The following is a 24,399-nucleotide window of genomic DNA, read 5'->3' as shown; positions in this document are numbered from 1 at the left end:
CCCGAGGATGATCAGGACCGGCGCTCCCGGGATGGCTCGAGCAGGCCCCCGCTGTCGAGGAAGGGACCATCAGTTTCTCCATCCGGGCATGGAGCCGGGGCATGTATCCGGGGTAATCATCGAGTTAAGCCAGTGAGCTGCTGGCGGCCCTGATTTACCGGCGCCCGCGGCCACGGAGGACGGCGTGATTCCGGAGTTCTCAAGCATCTTCTCCCGGCGCTCGATTGCACGGGATTTTCATCCGTCACGGGAAGGGTTGAGGCCGTTATGCAGGCAGCGGAGTTCATCACGGTGTCTGACTCGCCATGCCATTCAAAGGCCCCGAGGCCGAAAGTTCGGCCTCCAGACGTTCGACATCGCCGCGGTGGCACAGTTCTGTCGCCGGCGTCATCACGGTAGCGCTTCCGGCGGCGACGGCAGCCCGGAACGCCTCCTCAACTGGGCGGCCCTGCGCGAGCCGGAGCACAAATGCGCCGAGAAAACTGTCACCGGCCCCGACAGCGCTGAGCACCTGCACCGATGGCACCGGCAAGCGGATAACGCCGGACTTCGAGGCGAGCACGGCGCCCGCTTCACCGAGGGTCAGGGCAACGTATTCCGCGGACCCGTCCGCGACCAGTGCAGAGGCCGCTTCGATCTGGCTCGGCACGCTGTCTAGCGCCACGTTGAAATGAACCTCCATCTCGCGTCGGCTGGGTTTGACCAGGAAAACCCCCTCGGCCAGCGCCTGGGCGAGGGCCGCTCCCGACGCATCCACTACGCAGCGCGCACCGCCCTCGCACGCCAGGCGGGCGACGCCCGCATAGAAATTTTCCGGAACCCCCGGAGGCAGGCTACCGCTGGCGACCACGTACCCGTCTACCGGGACCGAATCGGCAACAACGGACAGGAAGGCGCGCCACTCCGCGTTGCTGAGCTCCGGACCTTCGAGCACGAAACGGAACTGCTTCCCGGTCGTAGTCTCATCAATAGTGAAGTTCTGGCGGGTACTCCCGTGGACAGGTACCACCAAGCTGGGGATGCGCTCGGCTTCGATGAGCCGGCGGTAGGCCTCACCGGTGGGACCACCTGCTGTATAGACCGCCAAAGTATGCCCACCGAGCCGCTGGATTACCCTGGACACGTTTACCCCTCCGCCGCCCGGATCTAGGCGGCTCGTGCTGCACCGCAGTTTATGAACGCTGACGACCCGCTCAGTTGAGGTGCTGACGTCCAGAGCCGGGTTCACCGTGAGAGTAAGAATCGGCTTCGCGCTCTTTGGCTGTGAGGCTTCCATACGCCCAGCATAGGAGACCCCGCCGTTTCCCCATCAGGGCCAGAAGCCTGTGCCCGGTGCGAGCAAGCCTGCACCGGGCTGCTGACAACCATGACCCTGACCCGGACCTGACCTCGGCCCTTCCCGGACAGGACGGAGCGCATGGCATCACGGACCACCGCAAAATGCTCAAGCAACAAAGCCGAAGACTTCGCCGTCATATGCGCCGTTATCGGCGCCTTTCGTATGCCTCGGATACGCCTTGGGGATGCGGCCGCGGCTGTGCTTGCTGGCTCTATGTAAAGCTCCGGGTTTCGCCGGTGGCACAGGCGGTCTGGGGTTAGGCCCTCCAGCCACGGACTGCTCCGCCGAGTCACATCCCACCAATCGACGCGGCTGCGGCCAGGACAGGCACAAGAAGCAGCCAATAGGACCTGCGCAACGCCAGACGCAGACCTTCATACTCTCTGTTCTGGCCTTAGCCAGCCGCTGTACCTGACTCGGTGGAAGGGGAAGATGGGGCGCGGCTACTCTTCCGCCACATCAGGAACGCCATGATGAATGCCCACAGATACAGGAGAATTGAGGCAATCCCGCGCGGGATCGACTCGAAAAGGCCAAGGTAGGGAACCATCAGTCCGTGCATGATCCAGGCGGTCCCGGAGCCGGCAGCCAGCCATCCAAGCCAGCGGGGGTAAGCAGTGCCGGCAGCCACAGCCAGCCCGTAGAGGATAAGAGTGATCCCCAGCAGGATGTTGGAAAACGACTGCAGCGAATACTCAGTCCATCTCAAGGCTTCAGCGGCAGCCAACAAGGCTGTCTCCCGATCAGGGGGAGCGCCGGCCCATGCGTCCACCGCCCACTTCAGTGCTACACCGTCGACGGCCTGCAGCAGTGTGATGGCAGCGGCAGTTACGAGCACGGAGGCAAGGCCAAGGCGAGCCCCAGTGGTCTCAAACCTTCAGCCCGCGCAGCGGGGATAGGGAAGGAGACGGGTTACCGGTGGCTGCGCGATGAGTACCTCAGGCTTCGCGATGGGAGCTTGGACCATGGGGCAGCCCAGGTTGAGTTCGGTTTCTCCTCCGGCCGCGCCGACGAGTGGAACGGACGGTCCCTGGAAGGTAGGGTTAGGCGCCATCATTTCCAGGTGGAGCCCGTAGTTGAGGAAGCGTTCTGGTCTGCCTATCTGGGCGGGTACCTGCCGGGGCAGTACATCAAGAGACATTTCGAGGCGCGCAGCGGAGCAGTCATTCAGCAAGCAGGACTGTATCCAGAACGGGCAGTCCGACAAAGCAGCTGAGTGGGACTATCACGGTATGCTGCCCTGCTCTTGCTGCCGGCTGTGCCACCCTTCCGTGTAGGTGGAGCAAGAGCAACGACCTACCCCTTTATTGCTCGGATAGGTGGGTGCTGGACCTCTCCCAGACTTGAACAATGTTGACACGGGGCGGCAGTGCCGAGTGCCGTGCCGCCGCCCCCAGTGACTTGCAGTGGGCTTCCGAATGCTAGCCTGACTCTTTTCCGGAAATGCTCAGATAGGTTGGTCCGCGAGGCCCGTCGATGTGGGACTAGGAGACCGGAAATTCAATGTTTGCGTTTATGAGCAATTGCTCAGATAGGCCCGCGTCTCACAGGGGCCTGTTTTACCTCAGCATCCTTTCACGATGAAGGCACCGCAGCAGAGCTGCGGTGCCTTCATCGTCAGATGTCGCCTGCACGGCGTCAAGCACCGTCCTCAGGAGGGAGCTTTCGTCTTGCTCTTTCGATGGCGCGGTAGACAGTGGATCGGCCAACGGAGAACAGCTCGGCCAGTTCATACATGGTGTGTTCGCCGGCGTTGTGCAACTTGTAAAGATGAGCTTCCTGCTTGGGCGACAGTTTCGGTTGCTTACCGCGCAGGCGGCCTTTGGCCTTGGCAATTTTCATGCCCTCGCGGGTTCGAGAACGGATGAGGTCGGTTTCGAACTCCGCGATCATTGCCAGGACGTTGAACAGAAGTTTGCCCATAGGGTCGGTCGGATCGTGGATCGACCCCCCGATGTTCAGTTTGATTTCCCGACTTGCCAGATCGTCTGCGATGTCATGGGCATCTCGAACGGACCGGGCCAAACGGTCCAGCTTGGTCACGATCAAAGTGTCGCCGGCACGGCAGGCCGCCATGGCCTCGCGGAGCCCTGGCCGATTTCTATTGGTTCCGGTGAGTCCGTGATCGACATAGATCCGTTCCGTGTCGACGCCGAGGAGAGTCAACGCATCGCGCTGTGCGGTGAGGTCCTGCTCGTCGGTTGAGCATCTGGCGTAACCAACAAGTAATTCAGCCATGCCAATGAGTGTGTCACATAACTCCCCGTCACCGGCCAGTTCACCGGTCTATCTATATGGCACGGCCTCCAGCCAGCTACCTCGACACTGCTAGCCAGCGGTGGGTTTGTCTGATCGGGTACCCTCTAACGGGACGTTTTGCGGCGCCTATACGAAACCGCCTTAGCGGGACACTTTGACGCAGCAGCCAGCCCCTAACCGCCGCTGCACCAAGCCACTAATCAGCAGCGCTAAATGTCTCCTTCAAGCAAACCTGACTTCTAGGAACGGCATTGATCGAGCGATTTCGGGAGCCCCTAGAGTCTTTCCAAGCATGGAATGGATAGATATACGTAGACGGAAAGAGGTGGCGTGGAACCAACAATGATTTTCGGTCTATGGCTCGTTCTCCTTGGAGCCATTGCCTTGGTTGTGCGAAAGTTTTCGGCATCAACCAACGCAAGGATAGTCTCAAGGGTTTTCCCTCGCCGTAACGCGAAGCGATTTGAAAGATTCCAACTCATTCAGGGCGCTGTCTTCGGACTGACTCTGCTTGCCGCTGGCTTGGCCCTGGTCATTTTCTCCATGGCGGGAGGCCGTCTGCCTGGAACGTAAGAGAGCGGGCAGATCACTGGTGGGTGACCGAAGAAGGAACAAGCGGACCGAAAGGTGAGGTAGTTTTCAAATGGCCCTGCTGAACGCAGTTCTCATCATCATCGTCGGAATCGCGGTGATTGTGTTCAGGCGTCACCTGACAAGGTTCCAAATCGTCACTCTCGAGGAACTGAAGGTCGCGCCCAGAGCTAATCAGGTTCTAGAGAAGACCCTCACAGTCGTAGCCGTTCTGTTCGGGTTGTCGTGCCTTGGGATTGGGGTATTTCTACTCGTGAACCAAATTGCTTAGCCCCCACATGTCAGGATGATGAGATGAGTGAGTCGCTTGGGGCCGTGCTATTCGGAGGATGTTTGTGTCTCGTTGCCCTGCTAATTTTTCTCAGCAGGAAGCGGCTGGCGAAAGTTGCTGTCAACGTCGTTCCGACCCAAAACAGAGAACGCCATTACCAATTGCAGATCAGGACCCTTGCAACAGGAAGTGGAATCGTCTGTCTTGCCGGTTTAGCTTTTGCCGCCTGGGGGTTGACTGGACTTTAGGCTTCTTAGGAGCGCCGTGACATTTCACGGATACGCCTGATCTCAAGTCCCGTGCCTGATGGAGTGACTGTTGAAGGGATCCTTCTACGGGCGGTCTGAGCGGGACTTTACCCCAGGCCTAACCGTGACTGCCCGTGAAGACTTCTCTGATCGCAATTCGAAGGATCAACGCCAGGGGATCTTTGAACGAACCCGCTCGATTTCCGTAAGCGCCCATCCGGAGTCCACAGGGATGTCTTGCTTGTCTGTCCAACGCCAGAATCGTTCAGCCTCGTCGAGCAATTCACGGCAGAAGGTGAGAGGTTCGACGCGGGCCTTGGTATCTACGATGGTGACGAGGGCTCCGCCGTGGACGTGTTCCAGGATGATCGGTGCGGGGCTGTCGGGGAAGGACATTTCTCCCCGGCCGTCTGTTAGGTAGCCATCGACCACGGTCACTAAGTTGCGCCAGAGGCCGCAGATGTCGTCCCACACGGGGACGCCGAGTAGGGGAATCCCCTGCCAGGTGAGGGTCACAACGCCGTCGTTGTACGTGAAGTGGTGGCGTTTCCCGGTCCGCAGCCAAGCTTTCTTGGCCTCTTGTTCGTCGGCGTATAGGTCTACCAGGTACTTGTCCGGATGCTCTTCGAAGTCCTCCACGTCCTGCACCATGCGTACGAGAATGCCAGTGGTGCTGGTGAGGTGCTGTGTATCCGGGTCCAAGCTCTCGGCTCCTTCAGATTTTTCGTTCCTACTGGTGAAATGTATCCCCTTACTCATACGAATACCCGGGAGGCAGCATCTCGCTTGTCGGTTCGTCTTAGTAAAGGTCGGCCTCAGGAAGCTCGGCCTAGCCTGAACGCCTCGTAAGTCGATCCCTCGACGGACACCCTTCCGGCAGGATGGTCTTACACAGCCGCCCTGCATTATCAGCTTCTGGCAATTAGTTGAGAACGCGCGTTCTAGGAACCATGGTCCAAGGAGAGTTTGGTTAGCAACCTCAGGCCGGAGGGAGTTGCAGCCAACTCCACGGTTCCTTTGTCAGTAGATAAGGTTATAACTCTTCCCCGCGGAAATACTGACCATGGGGATTTGGCTGGAGGGCCGAGAACTCTTAGTCCCGAATATGTCTCGACGCGGCCGACTAAAGGGCCGATTGTGCCAGTTTTTTCTTGGAAAAGAAGCCGGCCAGGTTGGGCCTTGGCATACCCCAAGGCCCATTTGTCTTTCAGCGAGGATCCTGGCTCTCTATGGGCGCATTCGAAGATCCCCTGCTCAGCGTCCCGCGCGACTCTTCGTTTTTTCAAGGGGATGGACGGCAGGGAAACGATCAAGGTCAGAGCAAGGGCGGCGGCAAGGGTAATCACCAGCGCGAGCCAGTAGCCTAGCTCTTCCCTCAGCGGCTCGAATGCCGCGAGGAAGAAGAATAGTCCCGGCAGCATCGCGAGGTTCCAGTCGTAGGCTCTCTCCAACCAGCTTTGAGGCGTAGGCTCCAAGTCCGACTCCGGCACGCTGCCTGACCTTTCTAAGTCTTGGCGCTACCTTACCCCTTCCTTCAGGAATCGTCTCCAGAGCTGTCAAGGGCTATGAATTTCTGCCCAGCATCGACGTCAGTAAAGGATCCCCTTATTGCATGGTGGCGACGATGGCCGCGTGCGGCCGTTTACCCGAGTCCTGACGTGCTTCTACGTTCAACACGTTAAATCCTGTTTCGCTGAGCATCTGTCGCATCTGCTCTACCGGCCAATAGTGCGCCGTTGTGATTGCATGCTCAAAAGGCTCGGCGGAACCACCCTGAAAGAATCCGATAAGAAGGCGCCCTCCGGGCGCGAGTGCGCCAGCGATCTTGGAGAGAACTGCAGGCATCTCGTTTGGGCGAACGTGGATCAAGGAATACCACGCGAGCACTCCGTGCAGCGATCCAGCTGGCACGTCGAGATCTCTGAACGAGGCGACCTGAAATGGCACGCCAGGGAAGCGTTCCCGCGCACTGTCGATGAACTCGGGAACCAGATCGATACCGTGCACTTTCACGCCGCGCTGGTGTAGAAAATTCGTCCAATGGCCGGGACCGCAACCGATGTCGATTACTTGCCCATCAATGCCTTGGGCCCAACGTTCGATGCGTTCCCGGTCCAGCTCGTGCATGTCCTCAACGGAACCGAGAAGGCTCGTGTATTCGGCAGCACGTGTACTGTATGCGGCTCGGACAAGTTCATCAGCCATGCTTAAGAGAGTAGTAGGAGGAAAAGGCCTACGTGTCCGTCGGCGGATCCTTTGCTGATGTCGAGTCTGCAGAACCAGATCTCGTCTTCGCTGCCTAAACCGAGGTGGGAGATTCCGGATGAGCGACCCGTCGATTATGGAGCATCCGGATCAGAATCACCGGACAGTCGCCAATGAACAGGAATACGACGACCTCAACAAGGGGGTCCGCCCCGGTGGCTTGCGAATGCAGGAACGAACCAACAATGATCAGGACAAGAGCACCACAGAACAGCCATGCGCTGCCGCGGGTAAAACTCGCGCCGCTGGTGTCGAAGTAGGGGAGTCGCTGCGTCGGATGTGTGATTACTTGAAGCATCGCGGATGCAGTTGAAAGAGCACAGGCCAGCATCAGGACAGCAACAGCAAGAGTGTCCATTTTGGCTCCTGACAGTAGGGGATCGACATGAATGCGGCTGCATTTTAGAAATTGCAGGTGTAGGTTATGCCGTTTTGCTGGTGCACCCCGTTCCCAAGTTCGGAGCAGACCTGGAACAGGGAGGTGAATAAGAAAACGAAGAAGGCGAGACCAAGGAGAGTGATGACCGCACCGATGATGACTCCGGCGAGAGCCAGCTTGTTCTTCATTCCGGCTTTGCGGGATTGCACCAGGGCGATGATGCTCAGGATCAAACCGACGGCGCTGATTGGTACCAGCAATGACAAGATGAACCCGGCTATCCCCAAGGAGCGACCGGGATCAATTGTTTGCTGCTGAGGCATGGAGTACGTTACTCGATCGGTAGGACCTGAGTCTCGATTCGGTTCTGGAGGCGGGTGAGTCATGAAGATGCCTTTCGCCGCGGGGTGTCTTGTTCATTCGGTTGGTAATTGTGTTTGCCCCGTTCCGCCTTGCAAGAGCTGCAAAACCCGGGAACGGGGCAACATTGCGTGCTTTGGATCGTGGAAGGGCTCAATCACGCTCCCAGCTACGTTGCTGGTGCCTCTGCAGCGGCGGTGTTGTCCGTTGCCAGCATGGTTGGTTACTGGCTTTGGGCCAGGGCGTCGTTGACGAGTTTGATGAGTTCGTCCTGTGCTTTTTCCTCGACGTCGGGTCCGATTTTCACGGCGGTGGCCGCGAGGGTTCCTTGCGTTCCGGCTATGGACATGACTTTCTGGCTCTGCCCGTTCGGCAGTTCCTGGGTGGTGATTGAGCCGAGCGACTGCTCACCGTCGGTCGTTACCTCGAGCGGGGTGATCTTGCTGCTGATTTTCTGTCCCTGGGCTTCGATCTCGAATTCGGCGCATTCCTGCATGGATTCCTGTGCTTTTTCGACCTGGTCGGCGATGACCTGCGGGTCTTTGACAGCAGTGAGGGTGATGATGGTCTGGGACTTTTCCTCGGCGGATTGGCTGGCTCCGGCGGCGTAGGTGCTGCCTTCGGGTATCTGGGTTTGTTCCGTGGCGAAGATGGAACATGCTTCAGGGGTGATGGTTGCGTTCGCCAGGAGTTCCTTCGCGGCCGCTAATCCCTGGTCGAGCTGGGCTGCCGGAATGACCGACAGTTGCTGGCCCTGCGCGTCTTTCAGGCCCGAGATCACCGTTTTCAGGTCATCGTTCGAATATGTTTTGGGCTCAGCGGTTGCCTGCGTCGATTCTGCGGCAGTCGGTGCTGCAGGCTCAGCGGTCTCTTCCGGCGCTGCTCCACCTCCGCAGGCTGTGAGCATCAGCATTGCGGACAGGAACACCGCATAAATCCCGGTATTGCGTGCCATTCTTACCGTCTCCCTCGGTTCGCCGGTCACCGGCCGTGGATGTGCCGGCATGATGACGGCTACATGGCACATCCTTCATGCGTCCTCTTGGAAAAAGCTGGTTTTAGCATTCACCGTCCATGGGAAGCTTGCGGCGGGTAAGCGGAGACCGTGATGCGCGCTGCGCCGAGGAAGCCCTACGGCATAACGGCAGCGGTTATGCGACGGCGAACACCGGGCAACGAGTGTGATGAAGTTGCAGGTTGTGGTCGCCGTATTCGGGCTGAGAATCAGACCTACTGACGATACGGCAGGAAGCGCAGGTTTTTGGTACGGCGTGTGCGGACTGCATCCCGGTGGGGGCCGCTGACAATGCTGCCGTCGGTGTCGAGGAGTTCGCCGGTGCGTCGGATAATACGGATGGTCCCGCCTCGGATGATCAAGTGCTCCAGCACTCTCTGGGCCTCCTCAACGCCGTCATCTTCGTAATCGCCCCCAAAGGTCCACCATCCGAAGTCGGGCCCGTTGATGACCACAACGTAGCCGCTGGTCACGAGGACCTCGAACGGGATGGCGCCGCGATGATGCGGCGTGACAGCGGCAATCCGGTCGAACTCAGCTTGCTCCGTTGAGACGGCGACTTCGCCATGGTCTCCCACCAGGGCAATGAGCCGCGCAACGAGGACATCACCTGAACTCGGAGCGAGCAGCTGCCGCGCGTGATACTTCTCCAGCAGCACCGTTGCTTTCTCGAGGTCTGAGTTCCAATCAAGTTCCCACCGCTGGTGGTGGTGACGGGAGTACGGGCCAGGGGCGATCTCTACCACGAGCCATTGCTCACCAATCATGGAAAGTTGGCCGACCCTAAACGTGGGAAGCCGATAGCTATCGGGAGCGAGCAGTTTTTCCTCGACCGCATTGCCGAAAAGTTGCCGTGCACGGGTGACCAGGCTGTCAAAAGCTGCATGGTGAGTGTCAGGTATCGGAGGCACACGACTATTCTTGCCGACCTCGACAGGAGATTGACCAGCGGTCCAGGAATCGTCGCAGTGAGGGATGACTTAAAGGTACGCGTTAGATTCTTCTCCGACCATGATTCAATGCTCTACTGGGCGCCAGCAATTCGGTGCCCGCGCGTGCCCTAGGACGATCCGCTTTCGGGTCGCTCACGTCAGCGTGCGGGTCCGGGGGAATCGGAAACGCGCGCTGGCTGGCGGAATGCCACAAGTTCAGTTTTTCGGCCGAGGAGTTCAACGACAGCTAATCCGGGCAACTTTGAAAGGACAGCCCTTTCCGCGAGTGGCCGTCAACGTCGCGTGGGTTCAGCGTCCGGACCGGATAATACCGGCGGTGAGGCGCAGCACCCGTTCGGTATCGCGGATACCGTAGAGCGCCACGATCCGGCCGTCAACTACAGTGAAGGCCATGAGCGATATCGGCCGCTCGTCCCGGAATGCAACAACACCGGGCAGACCGTTGACCATCACCGGTTGGAGGTCGGCGCCTCGCGCTGCATGCGACTGCCGCGCAATGGTTTCTGCACCGCGGTAGACCTTGGACGGGCGGTCCGGGCCGTAATCGGCGTGGAACACGGCGTCCGGGGCGAGCACGTCAAGCAGTGCAGCGAAGTTTCCCGCGTTGACGGCCGCGTAAAACGCCTCGACCACCTCTCGCTGTCGGCCCGGATCGCTGTTGGGTACGCGAGGCTCATGGTCTCGGACACGGCGCCGGGCACGGCTGGCTAGTTGCCGTGTGGCCGCCGGCGTACGTTCCACGAGCGGGGCAATCTCGTCGAAGGGCACGTCGAAGATATCGTGCAGCACAAACGCCAACCGCTCGGCGGGGTTGAGAGAGTCCAGCACCACCAGCAGGGCGAGGCTGACCGAGTCGGCCAACACAGCCTGCTGCTCGGGGTCGTCGTCCTCGGCGGCCGTGACGATCGGATCAGGCAGTTGCGTCACCGGGTCGAGGAGGTCCTCCCGGCGCCGCCTGTTTGCGCGCAGCAGGTGCAAACACTCGCGACCGATGACCGTGGTTAGCCAGCCGCTGAGGTTGTCGATGGTGTCGGTGTCTGTTTGGTTGAAGCGGAGCCACGCGTTCTGGATCGCGTCTTCGGCATCGGTAGGGGATCCGAGCATTCGGTAGGCGACTGCGCGCAGCAGCGGACGATGTTCCTCGAACTGCTGCGCGAGCCTTTCATCGTCCTGCATCTGTCACATCATCCTCTCGGCCGGGCTCATATCTATGATCCCGGCAGTCGGGTACCTGTGACAGGCGAAGGGCGAGTGGGGGCATGATGCAAACAGTTGAATCGCAGCAGAACCAGTGGTGGCTGGTAATCGCTGCCGGACTGGCGGTTTTCATGGCGTCGGTGGACATGAGTATCGTGACCGCCGCGCTGCCGGTGATTGAACGCGACCTTGGCCTCTCCACGACTACTGCCGAGTGGATCGTGCTGGCCTATCTCCTCCCACTGGCCAGCTTGGCGCTGCCCGGCGCCCGCTGGCTGGACACGGTCGGCCGTCGGCCAGCTCTGGCGTTCTCGGTCACCGGGTTCGCAACCGCGAGCCTGGCTGCGGGCGTGGCGCCCGACCTCGTCTGGTTGATCGGTGCACGGCTCGCACAGGGGGCGTTCGGCGCGTTGCTGTTCGCGCTGATGCCGGCACTGGCGACGACGGCGGTGCGACCAGAGGCGCGGGGACGGGCGATGGGCCTGATCACGACGCTCGGTCCGCTGGGCCTGATCAGTGGGCCGGTGCTCGGCGGCCTGCTCGTCGATGCCCCTGGATGGCCCTGGGTCTTCTTCGTCAACCTTCCCGTGAGTCTTGTGGTGCTGTTGCTGGGGCTCCGGCTGCTGGCGGCAGACCTGCCGCTTCGCAGGCCCGACCGCACCTGGTTCGCGGAGGCTGCCCTGCTGAGCGTCGCCGGCGCGGCGCTGCTGCTGGCGCTGACCCTGACGGCCGGGCAAGGGCCGGCGTGGCTCCTGCTCGCGGCGTTGGCGCTGCCTCTCCTCGGTGGCTGGCTCCGTTTGCCCGTCAGCCGCCCTGTCCGCCGATTGCTGTGCACCCCAGGGGTCGGCGCGCCGCATCTGGCACTGGCTGGTGCAGCCGCCGCCATCGGCGTGGTCTTTTTCATCGCACCGTTCTTCCTGCAACGAGCGCTCGGGGAGTCGGCGGCCGCCGCCGGAGCGATCCTCCTGGCGTTTCCGGCCGGCATGGCGATGGCTGGCCCCGTCGGAGGGTTCCTCGGGGACCTGTGGGGCTGGCGGCGTACGGCTTTGCTCGGCGCCAGCCTATTCACTGTTTCTCTGCTCCTCATAGCGCCGATGGATCTGTCCTGGGCACTCGGTGATGTGGTGTGGCGGCTCTTCCTGGCCGGCTGCGGCAACGGGCTGTTCAACGCACCCAACATGGCGATCGCGATGTCCCAGACGCCCCCGGGCAAGTTAGCGACGGCGGGTGCAACCACCAGTCTCGCCCGCCAGGTCGGATTCGCCTTCGGTCCGGCACTGGCCATGGTTGCCTGGGGGCTGTCATCGTACCGGCTGGACGGCATGAACGCGGCCCTGCTGCTGGCGACGGCATGCAGCGCCATTTCTGTGGTTGCGCTCCTACGCCTCCGCTCGACACCCTGGTCACGTCCCGGCTCGTCGCCTTCGAAAACCCCAAGGAACAGCCATGCCTGAGAACCCGACCGGCCTGGTCAGCATCCGCTATCTCGTCGACGACGTGGCAGAGGCCGTCTTCTTCCACACCCGCTAGCTCGGCTTCACGGTCCACTACTACTTCGCCCTGGGCATCGCCGATTTGGTCCGTGGCAGGCTACGACTCGAGGGGATGCAACAGTGGGCCAGCGGGTAACGGGGAAGGGTTCCTTCGAGGCAGCTCTCTAACGATTTGAGGTCTCTATACAGCGGTGCAGAGCCGACGTACCGTGAATAAGCATGAGCGAATTGTCACGGCCGGAACAGCGGGCCCGGGCCGTGGGCGCGAGTCCTCTAGCCGGAGGACCCCAGGCACGTTACGACGCCACACTGCTGGTGGGAGCCGGGCTGGCCGCGTCCGGACGGACCGCTGTCGCGGGCGCCGGATGTCTTTCGGATCCTGGTCGCGGAGGTGAACCGAAAGGGACGCTATGAGAATAGTGAGGATATAGCGACATGGGTGAGCTGCACGTCAATATGAACGTCACGATGGACGGCGTGATCCAGGCTAACGGTGGTCCCACCGTCCAGGACGGGGACTTTGAGTACGCCGGATGGGAGCGCCCGTTCTGGGACTCTGAGTCCGGGGAACAAGTGGATGCGGATGTTCAGGAAGCCGACGCGCTTCTGCTGGGTCGCACCACATACGAAATCTTCCGCAGCTACTGGCCGGGAAAATTAGACGCGATCGGGCAGGCCTTCGACCGGGTGCCCAAGTACGTCGCTTCCCGCGGCACGCCGGAGCTGTCTTGGGACACCAGCACCCAGATAACCGACGTGGCCACCCAAGTGCTCGGACTGCGCGATCGGCACCGGCAAATCCACACCTGGGGCAGCGGTAATTTGCTGCAGACACTGTTCCGCGAAGGCCTGGTCGACCGGGTGAACCTTTGGATGTGTCCGGTCGTGCTCGGGAAGGGAAAGAAGCTGTTCCCGGAAGGCACGGCAGCCACCCGCTTCGAGTTGGTCGAGCCGCCGAAATCATTTCGGGCGGGTGTGCTGCTGATGCGCTATCGGCGCCTTGAGGGACCTCCGGAGACGGGGAACACGGCCGAATGAACTGCTCCGCCACCCGCATTGCAGATCGTCCATGTCGCCGCACCTGCCGCCTGCCGGTGGTATTTACTCGGAAAACGAAGGATTCTAATGTTCGCCACGCTGAACCCCGAGCACGAGGACTACCTGCGTGCCCAGATAGCGCACCGATGAGTTTCCCGTGGCACGCCCGGTTTATACACTGGAGACCGACTGACGGAAGGCTGGCACCGTGCGGAAACTGATTTACGGCATGAACCTGACTCTGGACGGCTACATCGCTGCGGCTGGCGACGACATCGGCTGGAGCGGGCCAAGTGATGAACTGTTCCAGTGGTGGCTCGACCAGGAGCGGGCGATCGGCCTGTTGCTGTATGGACGCAAGCTGTGGGAGACAATGAGCTCCTACTGGCCGACCGGCGACCAGCAGCCCAATGCCACCCCGGCGCAGATCGAGTTCGCGCGGAACTGGCGGGACACGCCGAAGGTAGTGTTCTCCTCGACGATGGAGAAGGTCGACTGGAACACCCGCCTGGTCACCGGTGACGCGGTCGCGGAGATCACCCGGCTCAAGGCCGACGACGGCGAGCCGATGAGGGTTGGTGGCGCAACGCTCGCCGGGGCGGCCATGCGAGCCGGGCTGATCGACGAGTACACGATCGTGACCCATCCGGTCCTGGTGGGCGGCGGCACGCCGTTCTTCACCGCGCTGGATAGCTGGGTGAACCTGAACTTGGTGGAGACGCGGACGTTTCCCGGCGGGGTGGTCCTGACCAGGTACGAGACGAGGCGCTGAGCGCGCCAACTCCAGCCGGGACTCGTAGATCACCAGATCCCGCAATTACACTTAGGCTTGTTCGCATCACGTCTTAGGAGGTTCCGCGACCGCCAGGAGGACTCATGTCTCGTGTCACCAGCGACGTGCAAGCATTTGAAGCCCACGCAACTGACGCTGATCTTGATGATCTGCGCAGACGATTGGCTGCGGCGCGGCTGCCGGAGGCCGAGACGGTCTATCGCGCCGCGCCCGACCCTCGCCGATGGGAGCAGGGCGTTCCTCTCGCCGATCTGGTTGATGTTGTGAATTACTGGCACACAGATTACAACTGGCGGTCGTTCGAAGAGCGCCTTAACCGCATCGGCCAGTTCCGCACGACCATTGATGATCTGGGAATCCACTTCCTGCACCGCCGATCCGCGCGCGCAGATGCCACTCCTTTGATCCTGACCCACGGCTGGCCAGGCAGCATTGCTGAGTTTATCGATGTCGTCGACGAGCTGGCAGATCCGAAAGATCCAGGTGCGCCGGCGTTCCACGTCGTCGTTCCGTCGTTGCCGGGCTTTGGATACAGCGACAAACCGGCCAGCACCGGGTGGGGGACCGGAAAGATCGCCGCCGCTTGGGTGGAACTGATGGGACGGCTCGGCTACGGTAAGTTCGCCGCCCACGGTGGCGACTGGGGAGGTGTGATCACCACGGTTCTCGGCGGCAGGTTCCAAGAGCATGTCCTCGGCATTCATACAACGTTGGCTCAGGCACCGCCCGGGATGGCCACGGACGGGCTGACGGCGGCCGAGCGCAGGTGGACCGAGGAAACCCGCGATTTCTGGGCCCACCGCGCGGCGTACGCGAAGCAGCAGGCGACCCGACCGCAGACCATCGGCTACTCGCTCGTTGATTCGCCGGTCGGGCTCCTTGCCTGGATTCTTGACAAGTTCGCTGAATGGACGGATACCGAAGACAGCCCGTTCGAGTCGATTTCCATTGACAGGATTCTTGACGACGTCACCCTGTATTGGCTGACGCGGACCGGCGCGTCGGCGGCCCGCATCTATTACGAGAGTCACGGCGGTATCAACGCGCTGGACCCCGAGCTTCGGGTGGACGTTCCCTCAGCAATCAGCATGTATCCTCGCGACATCGAGAAGTGTCCGCGCGCCTGGGCACAGGAGCGGTACCGACAGATCGTCCGATGGAAGACGCCCGAAATCGGAGGACACTTCCCGTCGCTGGAGGTTCCCGAGTATTTCGTCAAGGATCTGCAAGAGGGTCTCGCGGCGGTGCTGGCCGCTAAACGGTGAACGCTGCTCAGCGCGCGGTGCGGTGCGCCGAGGCGACTGACTCAAACCCTGTCTGAAGGCAGCTGCTGTAGCCGCCACGCGATTATCTCGCGGATGAGCTCGGTCGGGAGCGGGGCATCATGGCGCAGCTGGATAGCGTGCTCGGTGGTTCCATATGCGGCCAGCTCTGTCGAGAAATGCACGATCGCGTCTGGAGTCGGATAGAACCCGATGTGGCGCTTTGTTCCGGTGAAGAAGAACAACGGCTCGGTGCCGAGTTTGAAGGTCGGCATACGCCAACTGATCGATTCCACCGCTTCATCGGGCACGGCCGACCGGATCAGTTCATACACGGTCAGCAGCCGATGTCGAACATCACCGTCGTACCCGTCGATGTACTCGAAGATCGAACTCGCTGTCATGGTGGTCTCCCTGTTCGCCGGCGTCATGTGGGACGCCTGTCGCATCTTGAGCGATGATACAAGCCCCGAGCATATGCAATTGGGCCGATTCGTGTGTCAGCCGTGCTTCAGTTCCTCGGCGAGCATCACGAGGATCCCACTGGGGCCGCGGAGGTACGTGAGTTTGTAGACGTCCTTATAGGTCGCCACACCGCGTAGCGGATGGCATCCGTGCTTTGCCGCTATTTCGAGGGCCTTATCGATGTCGTCTACGGAGAAGGCCACGCGGTGCATGCCGATGTCGTTGGGACGAGTTGGTTTCGATTCGATTGCTTCAGGATGGATGTATTCGAAGAGCTCGAGTCGACCATGACCGTCCGGGGTCTGTAGCATGGCGATCTTGGCGTGGTTTCCATCAAGTCCAACGGCAGTATCGGTCCACTCGCCGCTAACCGTGTCACGGCCGATGAGTGCAAGACCGAGATCGGTGAAAAACGCGATTGCTGCTTCGATGTCGCGAACAGCGATACCCACATTCTCAAATTTGATGGCCATGCGTTGAAAGCTACCAAGACGGAGCGATTAGCTCCAGTGGCGGATCCAGCGCTTAAGGCTCGACCGGCGGACGTTGACGGGACTACCGTTGAGGTGGAGGCCCGGATGGACGAGTTCGAGGAGTTACTGTCCACGGCGCGGACGGCGTACGCCCGCGGGGACTGGTACGCCGCTCACCGGAATTTCACGCAGGCCCGGACATTCTCGGAGCTGCCGACGGAGGACCTAAGCCTGCTAGGCAGTTCTGCCTGGTGGGTAGGACAGGTAAGGGAATCGTTGGAGATTTCCGAAGAGGTCTACCACCGGTTCAATGACGACGGCGATGTCCTGGGTGCCGCCAAGAAGGCCTTGAACCTCGCGCTGCTGTGGTTCATCCGGGGCGACCTGGTCATAGCCTCTGGGTGGGTCAACCGGGCCAGAAGAATCCTGTTGCAACTGCCTGAAGGCGTGGAGCACGGCTACCTTGTCTACTTGGATGCGACCGTGGCGTTGGACTTCGGGAACCTCCAGCCGGCGCGGGATGCCGCGGCGACGCTGCAGGAGATGGGGCGCCGGCTTCGGGCTCCGGCCCTGACATCGTTCGGCCTGGTACTCGCAGGGCTGGCGGACGTGCGCACTGGCAGTACGGCCGAGGGCTTTGCCCAGCTGGACGAAGCAATGTTGCCGGTGCTGGCAGGCCAGCTGCCGCCGGAATGGGCTGGAGATATTTACTGCACCGTGATCCACGCCTGTCATGCGCTGGCTGACTTGTCCCGAATGCGGGCCTGGACCCAGGCGACGGAGCAGTGGTGCGAGCAATTCCACGGCGAGGCGATTTACTCCGGCATCTGCCGCATCCACCGGCTTCAGCTGCAGAGCGCGGAAGGCGGATGGGACACTGCTGAAGAGGCCATCGAACGGACCGGGTCGGAGCTTGTGGGCCGGAACAACTGGGTCGCGGGGGAGGCCTACTACCAGTTGGGCGAGATCCGTCGTCTGCGCGGTGACCTAAGTGGCGCCCGTGGAGCCTACGCGCGGGCACAAGAGTTGGGCTGTGAGCCGCAGCCCGGGGAGTCCCTTCTCCAGCAGGCTGTCGGGAAACAGGACGCCGCGTGGGCCGGCCTTTGTGCTGCGTTGGCGGGTCGTGACCGGCTGGCCTGCGCCAGGCTGCTGGAATCCGCCGTCGAAATCGCCCTTGCACTCGGCCTCCAGGAAGAAGCGGAGCGGTTGTGCAGACAACTGGAAGAAACCGCTGCCGTGTTCGCTACAGCCGGTTTCCGCGCGTGGGCAGGACAGGCCAGGGCTGCAGTGCTGATCGCGCAGTCCCGGCACGAAGAGGCTCTGCCGGTGCTGCAGAATGCTGCTCGTGAGTACCGCGGACTGCACGCGCGGTACGAAACGGCCAGAGTCTACGAGCTTCTGGGGCGGGCCCACCGCGGGCTGGGAGAAACCGGCACTGCTGCCGCGGACACCGCTACTGCACTGGCCATTTACCGGGAACTTGGCGCGCTGCCGGATGTCCAGCGGCTTGATGGCCGGCGCTTGCCCGGCGGGTTAACGGAACGGGAGGCCGATGTGCTTTCTTTTATCGCCGCCGGGGGCAGCAACAAGGATGCCGCGGATGCTTTGTTCATCAGCCAGAAGACGGTAGGCCGCCATCTGGCCAATATCTTCGCCAAGATCGGCGTGTCAACGCGGACGGCTGCGGCGGCATGGGCACACGAACATGGGTTGCCTTCGCGCCGGTAGGCAACGGCGCGAACCAACGACACTGTCTGCATGACCTGCACCAGTGCACTAGGGAACAAGATGGGTAATTCGCCCGACGCGCAGCTCTCGTCCGCTTCGTAGCGTTGATAGTGAACTATTCGAACGGGCGTCAAAGGAGAATCGGTCATGGAAATCGACCTGATGGTTCTGGCCGGCGGCGTTTCCACCGTCATCTTTGCCGGCAGCGTCATGCCCATGATTGTGAAAGCCGTGCAGACCAGGGACCTGGCCTCGTACAGTTTGGGCAACCTCTTGCTGAGCAACATGGGCAACCTGGTCCATTCCGTTTACATCTACAGCCTGCCGGCCGGCCCGATCTGGGCGTTGCACGCCTTTTACCTGGTCACGACCGGATTCATGCTGGCGATGTACCTACGGCACGAAGCGCTCGGCAGGAAGCGCTCGCATGGTGTGGCCTTCGCAACGGCGGGCACGATGCAGGATTCGCCCGGGGCCGGGCCCTCATCAGAATTCCAACAGTCACCTCAAATGGGCAGCAACAGCCCCTAGGAGTCGGAGAAGGAAAATGACTATTGAGCAAGGAACATCACTGCAGGATTCCGCTGATCAGGAACTTGATACCGAAGCCGTTCAGGCGTTTGCCGGACGTTTCGTGGGCATCCTCAACGATGCTGCGATCGCGGTGCTGACCAGTGTCGGCCATCAGACCGGACTGTTCGAGACCATGGCAGGAATGCCGGCCGCCACCAGCGAGCAGATTGCTGATGCGGCAGGCCTCAACGAACGCTACGTACGCGAATGGTTGGGAGGCATGACCACGGCGCGCGTTGTCACCTACGACCCTGCCGCCAAGACGTACCGGCTGCCACGTGAACATGCGGCCGTGTTGACCAGCGCGGCGGGTCCGGACAACATGGCCATCCTGATGCAGGACATCTCGATGATGGGCGAGGTGGAACAGAAGATTATCGAGCGGTTCCGGACCGGTGGAGGCCTGTCGTACGCGGACTACCCGCGGTTTCATCAAAACATGGCAGAAACCAGCGCCGCGGTGAACGATGCGGCTTTGTTGGACGTGATCCTGCCGCTGGTACCTGGACTGCCGGAAAGGTTGCGGGCCGGTCTTGACCTTGCCGATGTCGGCTGCGGCTCCGGACATGCGGTCAACCTCATGGCACAGGCTTTCCCCGCCAGCCGCTTCACCGGCTATGACTTCTCGAAGGAAGCTATCCAAAGCGCCCGAAGCGAGGCAAAACGATGGGGGCTGGCGAATGCGTCCTTTGAGGTGCTCGACGTCGCCAAGCTCGACGTCGAGGCAGGCTTCGACGTCATGACAGCATTCGATGCCATCCACGACCAGGCTCACCCAGGCACCGTGCTGCGCAACATCCGCCGTGCCCTTCGCCCGGACGGAGTCTTCCTGATGGTGGATATCAAGGCATCCAGCAACGTGGAGGACAACATCGAGATGCCATGGGCCAGCTACGTATATGCCATCTCGACGTTCCACTGCATGAGCGTATCTCTGGGGCTCGACGGCGACGGGCTGGGTACCGCCTGGGGACAGCAGCTTGCGCTGTCCATGCTCGATGAGGCGGGCTTTGGCACCGTTGAACCCAAGGACATCGATTCGGATCCGTTCAACACCTACTACATAGCCCGGACTTAAAGCCCGGCCAGCAGCCGTTTCACCTGCCGCTTGGGTACGGGCCGGAAGCCGGCGTCAAGATAGCGTTGCCGGACGCGCCGTTCGTTCCAAAAGAGCGCCCAGCCGCGCTTGAGCAGGAAAGGAACGGGTTTGCGGTGCTCCCGCAGGTCGCGCACGAGGCGGCGCACCGCCGTCGTAATCGGGGAAACCTGGATGAAGATGGGCTCCACCGAGACGCCGAGGCCCAGCAACGGGGCCAGAACGGCGTCGGCGAAGATCCCTTCGGCGATCACGGGGCCCTCGGCCAGCCGGATGGAGCGGTGGCCGGTGTAGCTGGAGGTGGCAATGGAGTACTTGGGCACCTGCGTGCGGCCGGTCTGCAGCAGTTCCAGCATGGCGCGGGCGGCTGCACCACTATTCCAGGTGTCCGGATGGTCCCAGTCGATCTCCTCGTACGCCGTCTGGGGCAGCGGCGACTGCGGGGTGTGTTCGCTGATCTCCCGGTAGAAGCTGTCCAGCTCCACATGCGGGCGGCCGAAGCGCGCGGCGAGGTAGGACTTGCCGGAACCGGAGGCGCCGCCGAGCAGGACGAGCGGGATGTGGGGAGAAGGCACAGGCCCATTATTGCGTGCGTGAGCCGTACAGGTCCGATACCTGTAAATCTGCGGTGTCAGGGGTGTTCTTGGAGCGGCGGAATGATCCGGGGCACCGCTACTGTTGGATAGTGTGTCTGGGGCGTCGGCGCCGGAGAGCGCCGCGCAGCCCGAAGGAAAGCAGGAGTGGACATGGTCAAGGCGACCTGGAACGGAGCCGTCATCGCCGAATCCGGCGAGACGGTCATGGTAGAGGGCAACCATTACTTTCCCGCGGCGGAAACATCCGTGGCCACGTGGCCTTCTGGAACGGAGTCACTGTTGGCGACTGAGCTGGCCGGAGAACCTCAATTGGAAGCGGCGTTTGCGTCTGTGCCTGATGCCGCCCGGCGGCTGGACTGGACGCGGCAGGAATCTTCCTTCGGTGCGGGGGAGGACCTGCTGTACGGGCTGAGCATGCTGGATGCCGCCAAGAAGGGCCGGCTGGGGCCTGCCCTGCGGCTGTACCGTCCTGTGCCGACCGTTGCCTTCGGCCAGCGGGATGCGCACCTGCCCGGGTTCGAAGAAGCCGCCGCGCGCTGCCGTGCCTTGGGATTTGAGCCGCTGGTCCGTAAAGCCGGCGGACGCGCTGCCGCCTACCATCAGGGGTGCCTGGTACTGGACCATGTGGAGCCCGAACGCGATGCGATCGTCGGGGCGAAAAGCAGGTTCTCCCAGTTCGGTAAACTCCTGGCCAAAGGACTGCGGGATGCGGGCCTGCTTGCGCGGGTCGGAGAGATCCCGGGGGAGTACTGCCCCGGGGAGTTCAGCATCCACGGCGAACATCCGGAGGACGCCACGGTCCAGATCAAACTTGTGGGAACTGCGCAGCGAGTTGTATCCGGAGCCTGGCTGTTTTCCTCCGTCGTCGTTGTTGAAAATTCCGCCCCGCTGCGCGAAGTTCTCACCCAGAGCTACGATGCGCTCGGCTTGGACTGGGATCCGCGCACTGCCGGTGCGGCGGAGGACCTGGTGCCCGGAACGGATGTGGACAAGGTCGAGCAGGCCCTGCTCGGCGCGTTCGGTACCTACGCGCAGACGCGGGAAATACCGTTCACAGACCTTGCATCCATGGCCGAGGTCCCCGGGTCCGCCCCGTAATCCACAAACGGCAAATAGCGGGTATTGCCGCAGGGCCGCAGGCGCCAGACTGGTCGCACATGACACTTTCAACAGGAGGCAAAATGTGCGACATATGCAACGGGATGACGCAGGACGAGGCACTGGAAAAGACTGTCCGCACGGTTGCCCGGTACGGCTGGCAGCTTGTCATGGTCTCAGGTACAGCGACGGAGCCTGCATTTGGCTACACGGTCGGCCTGACCGAGCTGCCGCACCCCGAGATTCTGGTCACCGGCCGCTGCCAGGATGACACGGTAGCGCTGATCAACGAACTCGTGGACATGGTCCGCGGCCATGGGCACACCCTGATGGCGGGCATGGTCCTGCCGCTTCAGGCCCGCAATGTCTACCTGGCGCCGGTGGAGCGGCCGGAAGGTGTTGTCCTGACCGCCGTCTCGCTGTACGGCCCCCGGGCAACTGCGCTACAAGCCGTTTGGGCGGACGACGACGGCTGCTTGCCTTGGGAGCAGGAGGTTCCGGACACGCTCACCCAGCCGCTGTACGGTACACCTCCCGGGCTATAACCGGCAGGGAACAGCAAACCCGGAGCACCCGCGAGTTTTCCCTCGCAAGCACCCCGAGCCGCTTTCCCCGCAGTTGTCAGTGACCGCGCGCGATCCACTCGTCCAGCTGCGGTGCTTCGGCGCCGATGCTGGTTGAATCGCCGTGTCCGGTGTTCACCTTCGTTTCCGCGGGCAGCGTCAGCAGACGCGACTTGATGGAATCGATGATGGTCTCGAAGCTGGAGTAGCTCCGTCCGGTTGCGCCGGGGCCGCCGTTGAACATGGTGTCGCCGCTGAACAGGACGTTCTCCGACTCCAGATGGAAGCAGACGGATCCAGGGGAGTGGCCCGGAGTGTGCAGCGCTCGCAGTTCCGCCCCGGCTACCTGGAAGGTATCGCCGTCATTGATCTCATGGTCAGGTGCGGAGTCCGGGAAGATGGCGTCCCACAGCATGCGGTCGGCTGCATGCAGGTAGACCGGTGCCTTCACCAGGTCCCGCACTTCGCCGACGGCACGGATGTGGTCGTCATGCCCGTGGGTCAGCAGGATGGCCTTGACCGTCCGGCCCTCCACGGCCTGGGCCACAGCTTCCGGGTTGTGCGCCGGATCAATGATGATGGCTTCTTCGGCGTTGCCGACAATCCACACATTGTTGTCGACGTCCCAAGTGCCGCCATCCAGCGAAAAGGTCCCGGAGGTGACGAGGTTTTCGATCTTCACGCTCATGCGACCTCTACCACCGAACGCAGCACCTTGCCCTCGTGCATCTTCTCGAAGGCCTCCTCCACCTGGTCCAGCCCGATGCGCTCGGTGACGAAGGCATCGAGATCCAGGTTGCCCTGCTTGTAGTGGCTGACCAGCATCGGGAAGTCGCGGCTGGGAAGGCAATCGCCGTACCAAGAGGACTTCAATGAACCGCCGCGGCCGAAGACGTCGAGCAGCGGCAGCTCGATCTTCATGTCCGGCGTGGGAACGCCGACCAGGACCACGCGGCCGGCCAGATCGCGGGCGTAGAACGCCTGCTTGTAGGTCTCCGGGCGGCCAACAGCTTCAATAACGACGTCGGCGCCGTTGCCTCCCGTGAGGGCCTGGATCGCCTCGACCGGATCCTGCTCCTTCGAGTTGACGCCATGCGTAGCGCCCAGGGACTTGGCCAGCTCCACCTTATTGTCGTCGATGTCGACGGCGATGATGGTCGTCGCGCCGGCCAGCTTGGCGCCGGCGATGGCTGCGATGCCCACGCCGCCGCAACCGATGACGGCCACGGACTCGCCGCGCTTGACCTCACCGGTGTTGATCGCCGCGCCGATGCCTGCCATGACGCCGCAGCCGAGCAGGCCCACGGCGGCGGGGTCGACGTCGTCGTCCACCTTGGTGCACTGGCCCGCGGCGACCAGCGTCTTCTCGGCGAAGGCGCCGATGCCCAGGGCGGGGGACAGCTCGGTGCCGTCCTCCAGGGTCATCTTCTGGGTGGCGTTGTGGGTGTTGAAGCAGTACTGCGCTTCGCCGCGCTTGCACGCCCGGCACTCGCCGCACACGGCGCGCCAGTTGAGGATGACACGGTCACCCGGGACAAGATCGGTCACATCGGGGCCGATGGCGCTGACCACGCCGGTGGCCTCGTGTCCCAGCAGGAACGGGAAGTCATCGTTGATGCCGCCCTGCTTGTAGTGCAGGTCCGTATGGCAGACGCCGCAGGTGAGGATGTCCACCAGCGCTTCCCCCGGACCCGGATCCGGTACCAGAATGGTTTCGATGGATACCGGGGCATTCTTCTCTTTGGCAATTACTGCCCGAACTTTATGAACCATGCCTGGGTCGTTCCTTTCCGCGGAGTCATCAGGTCGGCCGGTTGGCCGTATCACCATCATCTTAGGCAGCCATGTAGGGCCGATCACAATTACCAAAACGATTGTTATGGAAACTGCGGCTGCTGTCTACCTTCCACGCCCGTGGCGGTTGGAATGCGGTCTTCGTTGCGGGGCAGCCGTTAAGTAACAAACCGCGCCGGAGCGTCATCTGCGCTCCAGCGCGGTCTGCGGAAAATGTCGCGGGATCAGGCCGCGAGGCGTTCCTGCACTTCGGCGAGCGAGGGGTTGGTTGCGCTGCTGCCATCGGGGAAGAGCACGGTTGGCACCGTCTGGTTGCCCTCGTTGATCTGTTCCACCAGCTCCGCGGTGCCCGGCACGTTCTCGATGTTGATCTCCGTGTAGCCGATGCCCTTCGCATCCAGCTGTGTCTTCAGGCGGCGGCAGTAGCCGCACCAGGACGTGGAGAACATGGTGATGGTGCCGGCTTCCGGGGTGTATTCCAAGGTGACTCCTTCGCAGAACTGCATTTAAAGGTGCAAACGGCGGCGGGGCCTCGTGATGGTGCCGGCTT

General features: G+C 61.9%; 26 protein-coding genes. 9 read left to right on the top strand and 17 right to left on the bottom strand.

Annotation, left to right across the window (positions count from 1 at the left end; all coding sequences use genetic code 11):
- Positions 1 to 286: 286 nt before the first annotated feature.
- The 11 genes from AC5RWO_RS11345 to AC5RWO_RS11295 all read right to left on the bottom strand — a co-directional run bounded on the left by AC5RWO_RS11345 (position 287) and on the right by AC5RWO_RS11295 (position 10,856).
- Entirely contained in the window at positions 287 to 1,276 is a 990-nt protein-coding gene (locus AC5RWO_RS11345; RefSeq protein WP_498731476.1) for a 1-phosphofructokinase family hexose kinase, read from the bottom strand.
- A 457-nt stretch (positions 1,277 to 1,733) separates the two neighbouring features.
- Positions 1,734 to 2,177, bottom strand: a complete 444-nt coding sequence (locus AC5RWO_RS11340; RefSeq protein WP_498731475.1) for a hypothetical protein — start codon at positions 2,175 to 2,177, stop codon at positions 1,734 to 1,736.
- Between the two features lie 800 nt (positions 2,178 to 2,977).
- The gene (locus AC5RWO_RS11335) at positions 2,978 to 3,577 is read right to left on the bottom strand and encodes a recombinase family protein (RefSeq protein WP_498731474.1); all 600 of its coding nucleotides are present in this window, start codon (positions 3,575 to 3,577) and stop codon (positions 2,978 to 2,980) included.
- Positions 3,578 to 4,873: 1,296 nt separating this feature from the next.
- Complete coding sequence (locus AC5RWO_RS11330; protein ID WP_498731473.1) at positions 4,874 to 5,410, bottom strand: hypothetical protein; 537 nt, start codon at positions 5,408 to 5,410, stop codon at positions 4,874 to 4,876.
- 239 nt (positions 5,411 to 5,649) lie between these two features.
- Entirely contained in the window at positions 5,650 to 6,198 is a 549-nt protein-coding gene (locus tag AC5RWO_RS11325; protein ID WP_498731472.1) for a hypothetical protein, read from the bottom strand.
- Positions 6,199 to 6,313: 115 nt separating this feature from the next.
- Positions 6,314 to 6,835, bottom strand: a complete 522-nt coding sequence (locus AC5RWO_RS11320; protein WP_498731471.1) for a class I SAM-dependent methyltransferase — start codon at positions 6,833 to 6,835, stop codon at positions 6,314 to 6,316.
- 172 nt (positions 6,836 to 7,007) lie between these two features.
- On the bottom strand, positions 7,008 to 7,331 hold the full coding sequence (locus AC5RWO_RS11315; RefSeq protein ID WP_498731470.1) for a hypothetical protein: 324 nt from the start codon (positions 7,329 to 7,331) through the stop codon (positions 7,008 to 7,010).
- A 44-nt stretch (positions 7,332 to 7,375) separates the two neighbouring features.
- Positions 7,376 to 7,675, bottom strand: coding sequence for a hypothetical protein (locus AC5RWO_RS11310; RefSeq protein ID WP_498731469.1), 300 nt, complete (start codon positions 7,673 to 7,675; stop codon positions 7,376 to 7,378).
- Between the two features lie 260 nt (positions 7,676 to 7,935).
- Positions 7,936 to 8,667: a hypothetical protein gene (locus tag AC5RWO_RS11305; RefSeq protein WP_498731468.1), complete on the bottom strand. Its 732-nt coding sequence runs from the start codon at positions 8,665 to 8,667 to the stop codon at positions 7,936 to 7,938.
- Between the two features lie 275 nt (positions 8,668 to 8,942).
- Positions 8,943 to 9,638 carry a hypothetical protein gene (locus AC5RWO_RS11300; protein ID WP_498731467.1) on the bottom strand — a complete coding sequence of 232 codons (696 nt, stop codon included), beginning with the start codon at positions 9,636 to 9,638 and terminating at the stop codon, positions 8,943 to 8,945.
- Positions 9,639 to 9,968: 330 nt separating this feature from the next.
- Positions 9,969 to 10,856: a sigma-70 family RNA polymerase sigma factor gene (locus AC5RWO_RS11295; RefSeq protein ID WP_498731466.1), complete on the bottom strand. Its 888-nt coding sequence runs from the start codon at positions 10,854 to 10,856 to the stop codon at positions 9,969 to 9,971.
- Positions 10,857 to 10,939: 83 nt separating this feature from the next.
- Between AC5RWO_RS11295 and AC5RWO_RS11290 the strand changes: the two genes are divergently transcribed.
- The 4 genes from AC5RWO_RS11290 to AC5RWO_RS11275 all read left to right on the top strand — a co-directional run bounded on the left by AC5RWO_RS11290 (position 10,940) and on the right by AC5RWO_RS11275 (position 15,466).
- On the top strand, positions 10,940 to 12,331 hold the full coding sequence (locus tag AC5RWO_RS11290; protein ID WP_498731465.1) for an MFS transporter: 1,392 nt from the start codon (positions 10,940 to 10,942) through the stop codon (positions 12,329 to 12,331).
- A 474-nt stretch (positions 12,332 to 12,805) separates the two neighbouring features.
- A complete protein-coding gene (locus tag AC5RWO_RS11285; RefSeq protein ID WP_498731464.1) occupies positions 12,806 to 13,408 on the top strand; it encodes a dihydrofolate reductase family protein in 603 nt (200 codons plus the stop codon).
- A 208-nt stretch (positions 13,409 to 13,616) separates the two neighbouring features.
- Complete coding sequence (locus tag AC5RWO_RS11280; RefSeq protein ID WP_498731463.1) at positions 13,617 to 14,180, top strand: dihydrofolate reductase family protein; 564 nt, start codon at positions 13,617 to 13,619, stop codon at positions 14,178 to 14,180.
- 104 nt (positions 14,181 to 14,284) lie between these two features.
- Positions 14,285 to 15,466 (top strand): epoxide hydrolase family protein, encoded by a 1,182-nt coding sequence (locus AC5RWO_RS11275; protein ID WP_498731462.1) that lies wholly within the window; start codon positions 14,285 to 14,287, stop codon positions 15,464 to 15,466.
- A 41-nt stretch (positions 15,467 to 15,507) separates the two neighbouring features.
- On the opposite strand, the gene AC5RWO_RS11270 is transcribed toward AC5RWO_RS11275, so the two are convergent.
- Both AC5RWO_RS11270 and AC5RWO_RS11265 read right to left on the bottom strand, forming a co-directional pair.
- Positions 15,508 to 15,867: an iron chaperone gene (locus tag AC5RWO_RS11270; protein WP_498731461.1), complete on the bottom strand. Its 360-nt coding sequence runs from the start codon at positions 15,865 to 15,867 to the stop codon at positions 15,508 to 15,510.
- A 96-nt stretch (positions 15,868 to 15,963) separates the two neighbouring features.
- Complete coding sequence (locus AC5RWO_RS11265) at positions 15,964 to 16,401, bottom strand: VOC family protein (protein WP_498731460.1); 438 nt, start codon at positions 16,399 to 16,401, stop codon at positions 15,964 to 15,966.
- A gap of 105 nt (positions 16,402 to 16,506) precedes the next feature.
- Between AC5RWO_RS11265 and AC5RWO_RS11260 the strand changes: the two genes are divergently transcribed.
- From AC5RWO_RS11260 to AC5RWO_RS11250, 3 genes are all read left to right on the top strand, one after another.
- Entirely contained in the window at positions 16,507 to 18,129 is a 1,623-nt protein-coding gene (locus AC5RWO_RS11260; protein ID WP_498731459.1) for a LuxR C-terminal-related transcriptional regulator, read from the top strand.
- 147 nt (positions 18,130 to 18,276) lie between these two features.
- The gene (locus AC5RWO_RS11255) at positions 18,277 to 18,660 is read left to right on the top strand and encodes a hypothetical protein (RefSeq protein ID WP_498731458.1); all 384 of its coding nucleotides are present in this window, start codon (positions 18,277 to 18,279) and stop codon (positions 18,658 to 18,660) included.
- Between the two features lie 16 nt (positions 18,661 to 18,676).
- Complete coding sequence (locus tag AC5RWO_RS11250; protein WP_498731457.1) at positions 18,677 to 19,780, top strand: class I SAM-dependent methyltransferase; 1,104 nt, start codon at positions 18,677 to 18,679, stop codon at positions 19,778 to 19,780.
- On the opposite strand, the gene AC5RWO_RS11245 is transcribed toward AC5RWO_RS11250, so the two are convergent.
- Complete coding sequence (locus tag AC5RWO_RS11245; protein ID WP_498731456.1) at positions 19,777 to 20,373, bottom strand: uridine kinase family protein; 597 nt, start codon at positions 20,371 to 20,373, stop codon at positions 19,777 to 19,779. The genes AC5RWO_RS11250 and AC5RWO_RS11245 overlap by 4 nt on opposite strands.
- A gap of 171 nt (positions 20,374 to 20,544) precedes the next feature.
- On the opposite strand from AC5RWO_RS11245, the gene AC5RWO_RS11240 reads away from it, so the two are divergent.
- Both AC5RWO_RS11240 and AC5RWO_RS11235 read left to right on the top strand, forming a co-directional pair.
- The gene (locus AC5RWO_RS11240; protein WP_498731455.1) at positions 20,545 to 21,492 is read left to right on the top strand and encodes a lipoate--protein ligase family protein; all 948 of its coding nucleotides are present in this window, start codon (positions 20,545 to 20,547) and stop codon (positions 21,490 to 21,492) included.
- 83 nt (positions 21,493 to 21,575) lie between these two features.
- Positions 21,576 to 22,037: a DUF4262 domain-containing protein gene (locus tag AC5RWO_RS11235; RefSeq protein WP_498731454.1), complete on the top strand. Its 462-nt coding sequence runs from the start codon at positions 21,576 to 21,578 to the stop codon at positions 22,035 to 22,037.
- Between the two features lie 76 nt (positions 22,038 to 22,113).
- Here AC5RWO_RS11235 and AC5RWO_RS11230 read toward each other — a convergent pair whose 3' ends face one another.
- From AC5RWO_RS11230 to AC5RWO_RS11220, 3 genes are all read right to left on the bottom strand, one after another.
- A complete protein-coding gene (locus AC5RWO_RS11230; protein ID WP_139003421.1) occupies positions 22,114 to 22,743 on the bottom strand; it encodes an MBL fold metallo-hydrolase in 630 nt (209 codons plus the stop codon).
- The gene (locus AC5RWO_RS11225; RefSeq protein WP_139003422.1) at positions 22,740 to 23,828 is read right to left on the bottom strand and encodes an S-(hydroxymethyl)mycothiol dehydrogenase; all 1,089 of its coding nucleotides are present in this window, start codon (positions 23,826 to 23,828) and stop codon (positions 22,740 to 22,742) included. Before AC5RWO_RS11225 ends, AC5RWO_RS11230 begins: the two co-directional genes overlap by 4 nt.
- Positions 23,829 to 24,073: 245 nt before the next feature.
- A complete protein-coding gene (locus tag AC5RWO_RS11220) occupies positions 24,074 to 24,331 on the bottom strand; it encodes a mycoredoxin (RefSeq protein WP_074703397.1) in 258 nt (85 codons plus the stop codon).
- Between the last annotated feature and the right edge of the window lie 68 nt (positions 24,332 to 24,399).

Source organism: Arthrobacter sp. B055-34, from assembly GCF_059090425.1.
This window is presented reverse-complemented; position numbering and strand designations above follow the sequence as displayed.

Excerpts from the sequence above, each read along its gene's own strand:
- AC5RWO_RS11320 (WP_498731471.1), bottom strand. The coding sequence starts at position 6,835 with ATGCACGAGCTGGACCGGGAACGCATCGAACGTTGGGCCCAAGGCATT.
- AC5RWO_RS11315 (WP_498731470.1), bottom strand. The coding sequence starts at position 7,331 with ATGGACACTCTTGCTGTTGCTGTCCTGATGCTGGCCTGTGCTCTTTCA.
- AC5RWO_RS11235 (WP_498731454.1), top strand. The coding sequence starts at position 21,576 with ATGTGCGACATATGCAACGGGATGACGCAGGACGAGGCACTGGAAAAG.
- AC5RWO_RS11285 (WP_498731464.1), top strand. The coding sequence starts at position 12,806 with ATGGGTGAGCTGCACGTCAATATGAACGTCACGATGGACGGCGTGATC.
- AC5RWO_RS11225 (WP_139003422.1), bottom strand. The coding sequence starts at position 23,828 with ATGGTTCATAAAGTTCGGGCAGTAATTGCCAAAGAGAAGAATGCCCCG.
- AC5RWO_RS11240 (WP_498731455.1), top strand. The coding sequence starts at position 20,545 with ATGGTCAAGGCGACCTGGAACGGAGCCGTCATCGCCGAATCCGGCGAG.
- AC5RWO_RS11265 (WP_498731460.1), bottom strand. The coding sequence starts at position 16,401 with ATGGCCATCAAATTTGAGAATGTGGGTATCGCTGTTCGCGACATCGAA.
- AC5RWO_RS11230 (WP_139003421.1), bottom strand. The coding sequence starts at position 22,743 with ATGAGCGTGAAGATCGAAAACCTCGTCACCTCCGGGACCTTTTCGCTG.
- AC5RWO_RS11305 (WP_498731468.1), bottom strand. The coding sequence starts at position 8,667 with ATGGCACGCAATACCGGGATTTATGCGGTGTTCCTGTCCGCAATGCTG.
- AC5RWO_RS11295 (WP_498731466.1), bottom strand. The coding sequence starts at position 10,856 with ATGCAGGACGATGAAAGGCTCGCGCAGCAGTTCGAGGAACATCGTCCG.
- AC5RWO_RS11255 (WP_498731458.1), top strand. The coding sequence starts at position 18,277 with ATGGAAATCGACCTGATGGTTCTGGCCGGCGGCGTTTCCACCGTCATC.
- AC5RWO_RS11345 (WP_498731476.1), bottom strand. The coding sequence starts at position 1,276 with ATGGAAGCCTCACAGCCAAAGAGCGCGAAGCCGATTCTTACTCTCACG.
- AC5RWO_RS11260 (WP_498731459.1), top strand. The coding sequence starts at position 16,507 with ATGGACGAGTTCGAGGAGTTACTGTCCACGGCGCGGACGGCGTACGCC.
- AC5RWO_RS11250 (WP_498731457.1), top strand. The coding sequence starts at position 18,677 with ATGACTATTGAGCAAGGAACATCACTGCAGGATTCCGCTGATCAGGAA.
- AC5RWO_RS11335 (WP_498731474.1), bottom strand. The coding sequence starts at position 3,577 with ATGGCTGAATTACTTGTTGGTTACGCCAGATGCTCAACCGACGAGCAG.
- AC5RWO_RS11270 (WP_498731461.1), bottom strand. The coding sequence starts at position 15,867 with ATGACAGCGAGTTCGATCTTCGAGTACATCGACGGGTACGACGGTGAT.
- AC5RWO_RS11310 (WP_498731469.1), bottom strand. The coding sequence starts at position 7,675 with ATGCCTCAGCAGCAAACAATTGATCCCGGTCGCTCCTTGGGGATAGCC.
- AC5RWO_RS11290 (WP_498731465.1), top strand. The coding sequence starts at position 10,940 with ATGATGCAAACAGTTGAATCGCAGCAGAACCAGTGGTGGCTGGTAATC.
- AC5RWO_RS11275 (WP_498731462.1), top strand. The coding sequence starts at position 14,285 with ATGTCTCGTGTCACCAGCGACGTGCAAGCATTTGAAGCCCACGCAACT.